Origin of the sequence: Pectobacterium punjabense (assembly GCF_012427845.1) — a bacterium.
GTDB lineage: Bacteria > Pseudomonadota > Gammaproteobacteria > Enterobacterales > Enterobacteriaceae > Pectobacterium > Pectobacterium punjabense.
Window position 1 is genome coordinate 1,109,068 of record NZ_CP038498.1, and the last position, 11,085, is coordinate 1,120,152.

Consider the following 11,085-nt stretch of genomic DNA (forward strand, 5'->3'; position numbering starts at 1 on the left):
GTGTTTTCCTGTCTATCACGCATCTCTTGGCGACGCGTTCGCTATTATTATTTCTAATTCAACTGGTTATGTTTTTTCCTGTGGCGTTTTTTTATGTCGGACATTTCTGTCCGCCGCATGGCAGAAAACAACGGCAGCGATGCTACCTTTTCCTGTGTGCTGTGGCAAAAAATGGATAAAGGGAAAGTGTGTCAGAGCGTGATGGTGTGGGGACGGGGTACTAGGCGGGAAACACTACCGCCCCAGTTAGGCGATCAAGACTGGGACGGGAAAAGCAAAAAGGCGATGACTTACGCGCTGATATCCGCGCGCGTTGGCCCTTGAAAATGGATGGCGTTGATATGGCAACTACGCGGTTGCGTAAGCACAAAACGCATGGCTTCCCATATCGAGCGGGCATTCAGCAAATGTTCGCCCATTTTTTCTCCGCTAGTGGGATTGTCATCAAGGCTGGTGACCTCAAAATCTGGCGGATAAAACCCCGTCACGCGAATGTTTTCCTGCGCGACATAATGCGCCAGATTCTGGCTAAAACCGCTCATGCCGTGCTTGGCGGCGAAGAAGGCGGGGTGGGCGATAGAGTCGTGGAACTGCGGGATGCCGCAGACGGAAACCATCGCCAGAATGTCGGCACCTTGTGAACGGCGTAAGCTTGGCAATAGCGCTTTGGTGAGTAGGATAGAACCGGTCAGGCCGGAGTTGATGGTGCTGACGATATCCGCATCGGTGTCTTCTTCCCCCAATGCGCCTTCCAGCCATTGTGCGGCGCTGAGGACTAGAATATCGACGGGCGTGTTGTCTTCCAGCAGCAGTGCGGAAAAATCCCTGACCGAATCAGGGTTGGCAATATCGCACTGATACGCGCGTGCTGTGCCGCCTTCCTGATGAATGATGTCGATGCTGGCCTGTGCATCAGCCAGTTTGCGGGCACAGAGATTGACCTTCACCCCTTCGCGAGCCAGCCAGACGGAGACTGCTTGCCCAAAGTCGCGACCACCGCCAGTGACAATTGCGCGTTTACCTTTCAGCATCATGTGTTCCCTTGGTAACGAGTGTTCTTCCATTGCTGCGCATCCGGCCACGCGGCCGGATGCAGCATGAATATGTTCATCAGGTTTTGGGTGAATTGGCCTGCGCGGCGTCTTCTTCCGCCTGTCGCAAAATAGCTTTGGCGACCCACTGCGTGACATCCTGAATGCTGTCTTCTTCCAGATGCCAGATATCTTTCAGCACCAGAAAAACCTCAGAACCGTAAATGAGTGATAAGGCATAAATCACCCGCTGCTGTGCTTCCGGCGTGATTTTTCCTTCCAGCGGTTCGGTAGCAATCTTGAGTAGGCGTTTGCGATTGCCGCGCGTCAGCGTATCGGTATGCAGTCGATTGGAACGGCGATCGGCCCACTGTTGAAGCGAAAGATGCAAGGCTGCTCGCAGCGCGCCTTCATGTTCCAGCATCCTTGGATAAGCAAAACGTAGCAGTTCGGCAACGCGTTCACTGGCGTCCGGCTGTGTTGGGTGCCACGCCAAAATCGGGCCAAGACTTTCGCCGACAACGGCAGAAACTAACGCACTTTGCGTCGGAAAATAGCGGTAGGCCGTCGCGCGTGAAAGCTGAGCCGCAGCGGCAACATCGGTAATGGAAGGGAATATGCCCTGGTCGAACATATTCATAGCGGTATCGATCAGTAAACGACGGGTTTTCGCCCGTGTTGATGTCAGTTTTTCATCCCGTTCAATCACATAGACCTCATTGAATTTTCGGGCCGGACGCTATCGGGCAGCACGGCGTTATCGTCTGAACTATAGCAAATTGAGTGATTCTTGTGCCACGTCAAGCTTTCTTACTGTTAATGTAATGCCATACATAACATTTTGAGACTTTTGTCTCATTTGGGTGTTTAATGGTTTGTCTTTCTGATACTCAAGTCTCAATATGGCGACAAATTAATCTTATCTGTTTTTGGTTTCTTGTAATTGTTATTTATATCAATCTGTTAATTGTTTCGCTAACGGTGGGAGGGATACCAAGTGGGAAGTAAAGTTGGCAGCGTTTATATTGCAAGTACCGCTGATACTAAAGGAAAAGAACAGATTTACGTCCGCGATCTGATTGCCGCTACGGGCTTAAAAACCGTCACGGTCGACCTGTCGACGACACCGCCGTCAGCAGATACACGCGTGTCAGAGGCGACAGATATCAGCGCCGCAACGGTGGCCTCTTACCATCCGCAGGGCGCATCGGCGGTGTTTTGCCATGACAGAGGTCAGGCGATTAGCGCCATGGCCGTTGCGTTTGAGCACTTCATGCTGTCCCGCGATGATATTGCCGGGGTGCTGGGTCTCGGTGGCTCCGGCGGAACCGCGCTGATTACGCCCGCGATGCAGGCGTTACCGATTGGTATGCCGAAGCTGATGGTCTCGACGATGGCCTCCGGCGATATCTCCGGTTATATCGGTGCCAGCGATATCAGCATGATGTATTCCGTTACCGATGTGGCGGGTCTGAACCGCATTTCTCGTCAGGTTCTTGGCAACGCCGCGCACCAGATCGCCGGCGCCGTGAAGTTTCATATTCAGGAACATCATGACGATAAGCCCGCGATTGGCCTGACCATGTTCGGTGTCACTACGCCGTGCATTCAGGAAGCCAGTGCATTGCTGGAAGCGGAGTTTGACTGTCTGGTCTTTCACGCGACGGGCAGCGGTGGGAAAGCGATGGAAAAGCTGGTGGACAGCCATTTGCTCACTGGCGTGCTCGATCTCACCACGACTGAGGTGTGCGATTTACTGTTTGATGGTGTGCTGGCCTGCGGGCCGGAACGGTTTGATGCGATAGCCAAGACGCAAGTGCCTTATGTGGCGTCCTGCGGCGCGCTGGATATGGTGAATTTTGGTTCTCCCGCCAGCGTGCCGGAGAAATACGCGCATCGCCTGTTCTACAACCACAACGCGCAGGTCACCCTGATGCGGACGACGATAGATGAAAATATCGCGATGGCGCGCTGGATTGGGGAGAAGCTGAACCGCTGTGAAGGCGAGGTACGCTTCCTGATTCCGGAAGGCGGCTTCTCCGCGCTGGATGCACCGGAACAAGCATTCTGGCACCCGGAAGCACGCGACGCGTTTATCAGCACGCTGGAGAGCGTCGTGCAGCAAACGGCAAGACGACAGATTATTCGTCTGCCTTTCCATATTAACGATCCTTTATTTGCCCATGCCGCTGTTGATGCGTTTCGGGAATTAGTGAAATAAGAAGGGAAAAAGTATGAAGTCAGGCATGAATCGTCAGGAACTGCTGGCAAAATTCCGCGAAATGATCGCGCGCCGCGAACCGATTATCGGCGGTGGTGCAGGAACAGGCCTTTCCGCGAAATGTGAAGAAGCGGGCGGTATCGATCTGATCGTGATCTACAACTCCGGACGCTATCGCATGGCGGGACGAGGTTCGCTGGCTGGCCTGTTGGCTTACGGCAATGCGAATGAGATTGTTGTGGATATGGCGAAAGAGGTGCTGCCTGTTGTGAAGCACACGCCGGTGCTGGCGGGTGTAAACGGAACCGATCCTTTCTGTCAGTTTGATAAGTTCCTGGACGACCTGAAAGCGCTGGGTTTTTCTGGCGTGCAGAACTTCCCAACCGTTGGGCTGATTGACGGTAATTTCCGCGCCAATCTGGAAGAAACCGGTATGGGATATGCGCTGGAAGTGGACATGATTCGTCTGGCGCATGAAAAAGACATGCTGACCACGCCTTACGTGTTCAGTGCGGCAGATGCCGTCGCGATGACGAAAGCGGGGGCGGATATTATTGTGCCGCACATGGGGTTAACCACCGGCGGCAACATTGGGGCGGAAACCGCACTTAATCTGGCAGATTGCGTGCCGTTGATTAATCACTGGGCGGATGAAGCGAAATCCATCCGTAAGGATGTGATTGTGTTGTGCCACGGCGGACCGATTTCAACACCGCAGGACGCACAGTTCATTATGGATCACTGCCCGCAGTGCGATGGTTTTTACGGTGCCAGCTCTATGGAGCGGCTGCCGACAGAAACCGCGTTAACTGCTACTACACAGCAATTTAAAAAAATTAAGCGTTAACAGACTTTTTTGGCTCTATACCTAGCCGACGTCCTAAAGCAGGAAGAAGGCAGGTAAATTTTGCGTCAATATCAGGGAATGCGGCCAGCACATGCTGGCCGTAGTTTTTTTGTGAACGAAGGTTAGAACATGCCTTCAAACGGGTTCCAGCTTTTGCTGTCCTGAGTTTCCTTCAGGTAGTAGGCGTAGTTAGCCGTTGATGCCCACATTAAACTGAGACCGAATCTGACTGCGTTGTCCGTATATTCGGGAAGTGGGATGTTGGCAAATACCTCAAGACACGCAAAAACCGCACCAACGGCAACGGAGATGCCAAATAACGTCAGGTTTTTACGCCAGAGTCCCAGCACAAAGAAATAAATGATGCTAAAAAAGAACGCGATGAAGTTGAAGTTCAGCAGCATTTTGGTGCCAAATGTTGCATTTTTAAATCCATCCTTGAAGGCTGGCGACTTAGGCCCACCAAACTCATTATAAAACGCGAAACGGGTTTGCCATTTTTTTGAGTATTGCTTCCCTACGGTGTTTTCCATAACCGATCCCTTATTTAGTCTTGTGAATAATATTGCTGTAAATAATTTCGGTAGCGATTTTACTGGCTGGATTTCCTTATCGCCACTGTGGCGTTTTTTTGTAATGTTTTCCTTTAATGATTTTTTTATACCGCATAGTGGCAATTTAATTTAATGATTAATAGCGCGCTAACCTTATATCATTATTGCCACATTAATCACATTAGGCGTAGAGCTAATCGACGATGCGGTTAATTTTACTCGTTGCTATGAGTTCATTTTCATAATTAATTATTCTTATTTTTTTAATTAATACGGGATAATTTATTGAGTTAAGTAAAATTTAATATTGTGCCTAATGTCTGCTTTTACTCGCTTTATTCGTGCAATAGCAAGGAATAGGGATGTTTATTGGCGTTAATCGAGCGTTTATTATCGGTTTTGATTCTTCTATCGAGCTTTTCTGTTGATGCACAAGCGAAAAAAGAGGGACTAAATAGCGTTTTAGGTCGCGTGGGTAAGAAAAACATTGTTATACATGCTATTTTTCACAGAGCAGACACTTCGGAGAAATAGCTATGACATGGCGCATCACGATAGGATTCGTAACAGGCTTACTACTCAGTTTTACTGTTATGGCTGATGTGGGGATTGGATTTCAACAAATAAGGCTGGCTGATGAGGTGAATAATAGGCCTCTAGATGTCGCCCTATTTTACCCAGCGTCGTTATCACAACAGACCGAGATAATTGGTGAGAACCCTGTATTTCACGGTATTGCAGTGAGCAAAAATGCTGTGCCTGAATCTGGTGAGCATCCCTTAATTGTGGTTTCACACGGTTACGGTGGGAGTTGGTTTAATCAGCTCTGGCTGGCACAAGCCTTAGTCAAGCAAGGTTATATTGTTGCCGCGCCTAATCATCCAGGAACGACAACTAAAGATATGCGGGTGGAGAACGCTCAGGAATTGTGGCAACGGCCTAAGGACATTAGCCGCGTTATTACGGCATTACTTATCACGCCAGAAAAAACGGGACAGGTTGATGCGAAGCGCATTGCTGCTGTCGGTCACTCGCTGGGAGGATGGACGGTGCTTGAACTTGCAGGTGGACGTTTCAGCACAGATCAATTTGAACGGGACTGTCTGACACACGTTGGGCTGGCGTCCTGCAAGGTGTATGAAAAGATGCGGGTCGCAAAAAGTGCCCCATCGCGCGCGCAGCTTGATCAATCACTCGCAGATCCACGCATCAGCGCGGTGGTTTCATTGGATATGGGGCTGGCGAGAGGGTTTACCGCAGAGAGTCTGGCGGCGATAAACATTCCTATCTTGATTATGGCGGCGGGTTATCCCAATGAGGAATTACCCGCCAGGCTGGAATCCTACGATCTGGTGCAGAAGCTGTCGCCAGCGCATTCTGCGTATAAAGAAATTGCCGACGCAACGCATTTTAGCTTCATGCAGCCTTGTAAACCGGGGGCTGTTGAGATCATCAACGCCGAAAACCCAGGAGATGGCATGATTTGTCTCGACGGCGGTGAACGCTCACGTGAGCAGATCCATCAGGAAGTTGGGAAGGATGTCAGCGATTTTCTTCAGGCAGCGTGGCGGAAGCCGTAGTCTGTTCCTGAAGTGGGTACTGACTACGCCAGACGCTGGGACTGACACCCGTTAACCGCAAAAACTCTCGGTTGAAGTTTGATTTAGTCTGAAACCCGCAGGCCAGCATGACAAGGTTGAATGCGGTAATGATAGTCGCCGCGCTGCCGGAATAAACCCGGTAGCGCGGCGTTCTGTGGAGCAGGTGAATTAGCGACGATAATTTTTCTGCGCCGTGTTCACTTTATACAAGTAGCGGCGAGATTCACCAGACGGGTGCTTCGTCGTCAGCGTTTGGTAGACATCGCTCGGTGACATGTTGTTGATAATGCCTACAGCGCGATCTCGGTCGCTGGAGAAGACGCGCAACACGCTGCCTGCGCCACCGTTATACGCGGTGATGACGGCATAGCGTTTCGACGTCGGGTTCTCAATGCCGGCCAGATAGCTGTTCTTCAGAATCGACAGATAGGCGGTACCCGCGTCGATATTTTGTTCTGGATCGAACAGATAGCTGCGGCTTGGCTGTCCCCATTTCCCTTTCATCTTGAAGACATCGCGTCCTGCGCTGTGCTGTACCACCTGCATCAGGCCTAGTGCATCGGAACGGCTGACGGCGTAAGGGTTGAAGCTCGATTCTGTCTGCATAATCGCCAGAATCAGCGACTCTTCAATGCCGTAACGCTCGGAGGCTTTACGCACCAGCGGCAGGTATTTGTGCGCACGTTTGTCCAGATGGTTAGGGACAAGCTGCATCGTGACCGACCAGATAACGTGCATACCGGAGGTGCGTTTTTGCAGACGGTTCTGGAGCAGGTAATCCGCAAAGCTGGCGGCACGACCTTCCCAGCGGATCGGCTGTCCAGTGTTATCCAACACCTGTCCGTACAGCAGCGGTTCGCGGCTGATTTGGATATCGTTAGCGTCGGAATACAGATCGGTGTTACTGGCGTCATCGCCCATCAGCAGGGTAGTGATAATCGCCTGGCGCAGGCTGGCAACGGAATTGGTGGCCGAAATGGTTTCGATCGTGATTGAACCGGCATCAAAGTTGATGTGGCTACGCGTCTTATATTGATCGGTGTATTTGACGTAGTCTTTCGGGCCGGCGATCAGTACTTCATTCATCCCCCAGATATTTTCGATGTTGTTGGCGAACTGGCCCATCAAAATATCGAAGGCGTTGGTATCCTTGAGAAACTCTTCGTCGTTGGCATTCCCTTTGTTTCCTGAACAGGAAACCAGCAGTGGTGCAATCACCAGCAGAGCTAACATTTTCTTCATATAACAAGCCGTGTCGGAATGGGGACGTAAGCGGGCCCGAAAGCCCGCAATCTCAGTGGCTCGGAGGCGTATAGCCTTCGATGTGTACGTCCTTCCCTTCAAACAGGAATTTGATCATTTCCTGTTCCAGCAGCTTACGGTCGTCAACATTCATCATGCTGAGTTTTTTCTCGTTGATCAGCATGGTTTGCTTGGTTTGCCACTGCGCCCAGGCTTCTTTGGAAATTTCGTTATAGATGCGCTTGCCCAGATCGCCGGGGTAGAGCTGGAAATCCTGCCCTTCGGCGTCGCGTTGTAAAAAAGTACAAAAAATCGTTCTGCTCATGCTTCTTCCTCATCAATTTCGCAGGCTTTCAAATGTGTTGACTGCGGGTGAGCCAACTCCCTCAGCAAGCGTTCTACCGGGGCGGCCAGTCCGACAGACGGCGGCTGCGCTAAGTTATACCAGAGACCTGCACCGTCATCCATGCAGGACCGGTTTTGTGAGCGGTCGGTCTGCGATACGTCCAGCCAAAGCGGGACGATATCCAGATGAAAATGGCTAAATGTATGGCGAAACGCGACAAGCTGTTGCAATCCATCAGGATTCAGACCGCGTTGTTGCAGCCAGAGTTCCAATTCCCGACGTTCGCTGAACTGTGGGAAGCAAAATAGCCCGCCCCACAGGCCGACGGCAGGGCGCTGTTGCAGCCAGACCTGAGAACCCTGTTGCATCAGCAGGAACCAGCCGGTTTTCTCCGGCAGCGTCTGCTTCGGTTTCTTGCCGGGGTATTGCGCCCAGCTATGGTTGGCGTAGGCAATGCAGCCGGTGTTCAGCGGGCACAGCTCGCACTTGGGGCGACTGCGGGTGCAGACCATCGCACCGAGATCCATCATCGCCTGATTAAACTGGCTGACGCCCTCGGCTGGCGTGACGTCTTCACTCCGTGCCCACAGTTTCTTTTCGACCTCTTTCTTGCCCGGCCAGCCGTCAATGGCGTAGCAGCGTGCCAGCACGCGCTTCACGTTACCGTCGAGAATGGGATAATGCTGGCCGAGAGCGAGCGACAACACTGCGCCCGCGGTGGATCGTCCGACGCCCGGTAACGCAGCGACTTCATCAAAGGTGGTGGGGAACTCGCCGCCGTGACGTGACACGATGGTCTGTGCCGCTTTGTGCAGGTTGCGCGCGCGGGCGTAGTAGCCCAGCCCGGTCCACAAGTGGAGCACTTCGTCCAGCGGCGCTGCCGCCAGTGCGTTTACGTTCGGAAAGCGTTCCATAAAGCGTTGGAAATAGGGAATAACCGTGGTGACCTGCGTTTGTTGCAACATCACTTCGGATAGCCATACTTTATAGGGAGTTTTCTCAAGCTGCCACGGCAGGGTTTTGCGGCCATAGCGTTGATACCAGTCCAGCACCTGATGGGCGAACTGTTGCGCTTGCATCATAAAATGGGGTCACTATCCGGCAGGTAAAAAGTTTGATAGCGATTCCAGCACAGAGTGAATGTGCTGTAAACCGGAACTTTCCGAGGCAGTGGGCTTGCTAAACCACGGTATCCTTGCATAATGCGCGTTTCCTTAATGAAATCGGACAGCAAGTAAGCACTCTTTATGATTAACAACGTCATTTCACCGGAATTTGATGAAAATGGGCGCCCGATGCGTCGTATCCGCAGTTTTGTCCGCCGTCAGGGGCGTTTGACGAACGGGCAACAGCTGGCGCTGGATAACTACTGGCCGGTGATGGGCGTGGAATATCAGACCGAGCTGGTCGATTTTAACGCGCTATTTGGTCGTGACGCGCCAGTAGTGCTGGAAATTGGTTTTGGGATGGGTGCCTCGCTGGTGACGATGGCGGCACAGCATCCTGAGCAGAATTTCCTCGGCATCGAAGTTCACCTGCCGGGCGTGGGGGCGTGTCTCGCTGCCGCACAGGAGGCGGGAATCAGCAATCTGCGCGTCATGTGTCACGATGCTGTCGAAGTGCTGATGAATATGATCCCGGATGGCTCGCTGTCTATGGTTCAACTCTTCTTCCCAGACCCGTGGCATAAAGCCCGCCATAATAAACGCCGTATCGTCCAGGTACCTTTTGTCCAACTGGTACGGAGTAAGCTGAAAGTCGGCGGCGTGTTCCATATGGCAACAGACTGGGAACCTTATGCGCAACATATGCTCGAAGTGATGACCTCTGTCACCGAGTACCGTAATCTTTCCAATAATAATGAGTACGTTGAGCGGCCGGAGTCCCGTCCGCTGACGAAATTTGAAGCGCGCGGCCAGCGTTTGGGGCATGGCGTGTGGGATCTGATGTTTGAGAGGATAAAATAAAATGGCACAAGCTCGTAGCCGTCGTTTACGTAAAAAGCTTCATATCGATGAGTTTCAGGAGTTAGGTTTTTCGGTCAACTTCCGCTTTCCAGAAGGCACTAGCGTGGAAGACATCGATAAGCTGATGGATAAGTTCGTCGACGACGTCATTGAACCACAAGGGCTGGCATTTGAAGGCAGCGGTTATTTGCACTGGGAAGGTCTGATCTGCCTGCAAAAGATCGGTCACTGCACCGAAGAGCATCGCCAGCTGGTTAGTCGCTGGTTGGAAGAACAGAAACTGACGGACGTAAAAGTTAGCAATCTGTTCGATATCTGGTGGGATCTGCCAGAACACCTACTGTAATCCTTGGTCTTATCAAGGTATGCCTGAGCTGATTTTGGCTCAGGCGTTATCTGCCTCATCAAAGGGCGCATTGCCGCTTTCTCGCCACTGCCGTTGTTTTCTTCAGGAGAAAATATGTCGCGTAAAATGACCTTGGGTTTATTGATGTTGCTGTCCTGGCAAGCGCAGGCGGCTTACCAGTGCAACGTGAACCCGCAGGACGACATTATTATCAGTCCGCAGCACGTACAGGTCGTGGGTGCCAGTGGTAATTTACAGCTTTCTCCGCAGGGCGATATTGTCCGTAACGGTACGCCGCTGACCCTGAATGCCGAACAGCGCCAAAAGGCCAAAACCTATCAGGCGGATTTACGCCAGCAGCTGCCGTGGATCGATCAGGGCGCGCAGCAGCATCTTGAAAAAGCGCGGGTCGCGCTGGATAACGTCATCGTGCAGGAGCTTGGCAGCGACAGCAATGTGCGCAACCGTCTGACTACGCTGGATAAACAGCTCAAGCAGCAGATGAACCGAATTATCGAACATCGCAACGACGGTTTGACGTTCCACCATCAGGCGATTAAGCAGGTTGAGCAAGATGGCAAGCAGATCGTGCAGCAAAGCATGGGCGGCGTCTTGCAGGACAGCCTGAACGAAATGGGCGTGAAACAGATGTCCAGCGGCAGCAATCCGCTACAGGCGATGATGGGCAACCTTGGCGGTTTGCAGAAAGCGATTCAGGCTGAGTGGAACAATCAGGAACTGGAGTTCCAGCGTTTCGGCAATGACGTATGTAGCCGCGTCACATCGCTGGAAAACCAGCGCAAGAGTCTGTTGCAGACGCTGAAGTAAACTGGCGTCGCTTAAGGAAACGGGCTGAGGCCCGTTTTTTGATCGTCCTTTTCCTCTCACCTTCCCCGTATTTTCCTTTTCGGTCTGACCGCTTTACCTGTA

13 protein-coding genes and 1 pseudogene are annotated in these 11,085 nt (G+C 51.9%); 7 read left to right on the forward strand and 7 right to left on the reverse strand.

All coding sequences use genetic code 11. The features are described from left to right. The first annotated feature begins 93 nt into the window (after positions 1 to 93). The gene (locus E2566_RS05020; RefSeq protein ID WP_133169845.1) at positions 94 to 324 is read left to right on the forward strand and encodes a hypothetical protein; all 231 of its coding nucleotides are present in this window, start codon (positions 94 to 96) and stop codon (positions 322 to 324) included. On the opposite strand, the gene E2566_RS05025 is transcribed toward E2566_RS05020, so the two are convergent. Both E2566_RS05025 and E2566_RS05030 read right to left on the reverse strand, forming a co-directional pair. After that, positions 291 to 1,031 (reverse strand): SDR family oxidoreductase, encoded by a 741-nt coding sequence (locus E2566_RS05025; RefSeq protein ID WP_107168139.1) that lies wholly within the window; start codon positions 1,029 to 1,031, stop codon positions 291 to 293. The genes E2566_RS05020 and E2566_RS05025 overlap by 34 nt on opposite strands. A gap of 79 nt (positions 1,032 to 1,110) precedes the next feature. Then, positions 1,111 to 1,740 (reverse strand): TetR/AcrR family transcriptional regulator, encoded by a 630-nt coding sequence (locus E2566_RS05030; protein WP_107168138.1) that lies wholly within the window; start codon positions 1,738 to 1,740, stop codon positions 1,111 to 1,113. Between the two features lie 288 nt (positions 1,741 to 2,028). On the opposite strand from E2566_RS05030, the gene E2566_RS05035 reads away from it, so the two are divergent. Next, a complete protein-coding gene (locus tag E2566_RS05035) occupies positions 2,029 to 3,252 on the forward strand; it encodes a Tm-1-like ATP-binding domain-containing protein (protein WP_107168137.1) in 1,224 nt (407 codons plus the stop codon). A 13-nt stretch (positions 3,253 to 3,265) separates the two neighbouring features. Next, entirely contained in the window at positions 3,266 to 4,099 is an 834-nt protein-coding gene (locus E2566_RS05040; protein WP_014914381.1) for a phosphoenolpyruvate hydrolase family protein, read from the forward strand. A 122-nt stretch (positions 4,100 to 4,221) separates the two neighbouring features. Here E2566_RS05040 and E2566_RS05045 read toward each other — a convergent pair whose 3' ends face one another. After that, on the reverse strand, positions 4,222 to 4,632 hold the full coding sequence (locus tag E2566_RS05045; protein ID WP_107168136.1) for a DUF2628 domain-containing protein: 411 nt from the start codon (positions 4,630 to 4,632) through the stop codon (positions 4,222 to 4,224). 557 nt (positions 4,633 to 5,189) lie between these two features. Between E2566_RS05045 and E2566_RS05050 the strand changes: the two genes are divergently transcribed. Then, entirely contained in the window at positions 5,190 to 6,233 is a 1,044-nt protein-coding gene (locus E2566_RS05050) for an alpha/beta hydrolase family protein (protein ID WP_107168135.1), read from the forward strand. Here the strand turns inward: E2566_RS05050 and E2566_RS21785 are convergent. The 4 genes and pseudogenes from E2566_RS21785 to mutY all read right to left on the reverse strand — a co-directional run. Then, a pseudogene (locus E2566_RS21785) lies at positions 6,196 to 6,345 on the reverse strand (helix-turn-helix domain-containing protein); the annotation flags it as partial. The gene E2566_RS05050 and the pseudogene E2566_RS21785 sit on opposite strands and share 38 nt — an antisense overlap. 77 nt (positions 6,346 to 6,422) lie before the next feature. Then, positions 6,423 to 7,496 (reverse strand): membrane-bound lytic murein transglycosylase MltC, encoded by a 1,074-nt coding sequence (mltC, locus tag E2566_RS05060; protein WP_010282844.1) that lies wholly within the window; start codon positions 7,494 to 7,496, stop codon positions 6,423 to 6,425. Positions 7,497 to 7,548: 52 nt separating this feature from the next. Then, positions 7,549 to 7,821: an oxidative damage protection protein gene (locus tag E2566_RS05065; RefSeq protein ID WP_005975842.1), complete on the reverse strand. Its 273-nt coding sequence runs from the start codon at positions 7,819 to 7,821 to the stop codon at positions 7,549 to 7,551. Then, complete coding sequence (gene mutY, locus E2566_RS05070; RefSeq protein ID WP_107168134.1) at positions 7,818 to 8,924, reverse strand: A/G-specific adenine glycosylase; 1,107 nt, start codon at positions 8,922 to 8,924, stop codon at positions 7,818 to 7,820. The genes E2566_RS05065 and mutY overlap by 4 nt, the downstream gene beginning before the upstream one ends. A gap of 165 nt (positions 8,925 to 9,089) precedes the next feature. Here mutY and trmB point away from each other — a divergent pair, with 165 nt between their 5' ends. From trmB to E2566_RS05085, 3 genes are all read left to right on the forward strand, one after another. Further along, on the forward strand, positions 9,090 to 9,809 hold the full coding sequence (gene trmB, locus E2566_RS05075; RefSeq protein WP_010282849.1) for a tRNA (guanosine(46)-N7)-methyltransferase TrmB: 720 nt from the start codon (positions 9,090 to 9,092) through the stop codon (positions 9,807 to 9,809). 1 nt (position 9,810) lies between these two features. Beyond that, complete coding sequence (locus E2566_RS05080) at positions 9,811 to 10,155, forward strand: YggL family protein (protein WP_107168133.1); 345 nt, start codon at positions 9,811 to 9,813, stop codon at positions 10,153 to 10,155. Positions 10,156 to 10,269: 114 nt separating this feature from the next. Further along, positions 10,270 to 10,983 (forward strand): YggN family protein, encoded by a 714-nt coding sequence (locus tag E2566_RS05085; protein ID WP_107168132.1) that lies wholly within the window; start codon positions 10,270 to 10,272, stop codon positions 10,981 to 10,983. Positions 10,984 to 11,085 lie beyond the last annotated feature (102 nt).

Coding starts and splice junctions, on each gene's coding strand:
- E2566_RS05045 (WP_107168136.1), bottom strand. CDS start 4,632: ATGGAAAACACCGTAGGGAAGCAATACTCAAAAAAATGGCAAACCCGT.
- mutY (WP_107168134.1), bottom strand. CDS start 8,924: ATGATGCAAGCGCAACAGTTCGCCCATCAGGTGCTGGACTGGTATCAA.
- E2566_RS05050 (WP_107168135.1), top strand. CDS start 5,190: ATGACATGGCGCATCACGATAGGATTCGTAACAGGCTTACTACTCAGT.
- E2566_RS05085 (WP_107168132.1), top strand. CDS start 10,270: ATGTCGCGTAAAATGACCTTGGGTTTATTGATGTTGCTGTCCTGGCAA.
- E2566_RS05040 (WP_014914381.1), top strand. CDS start 3,266: ATGAAGTCAGGCATGAATCGTCAGGAACTGCTGGCAAAATTCCGCGAA.
- E2566_RS05025 (WP_107168139.1), bottom strand. CDS start 1,031: ATGCTGAAAGGTAAACGCGCAATTGTCACTGGCGGTGGTCGCGACTTT.
- E2566_RS05080 (WP_107168133.1), top strand. CDS start 9,811: ATGGCACAAGCTCGTAGCCGTCGTTTACGTAAAAAGCTTCATATCGAT.
- E2566_RS05020 (WP_133169845.1), top strand. CDS start 94: ATGTCGGACATTTCTGTCCGCCGCATGGCAGAAAACAACGGCAGCGAT.
- mltC (WP_010282844.1), bottom strand. CDS start 7,496: ATGAAGAAAATGTTAGCTCTGCTGGTGATTGCACCACTGCTGGTTTCC.
- E2566_RS05065 (WP_005975842.1), bottom strand. CDS start 7,821: ATGAGCAGAACGATTTTTTGTACTTTTTTACAACGCGACGCCGAAGGG.
- trmB (WP_010282849.1), top strand. CDS start 9,090: ATGATTAACAACGTCATTTCACCGGAATTTGATGAAAATGGGCGCCCG.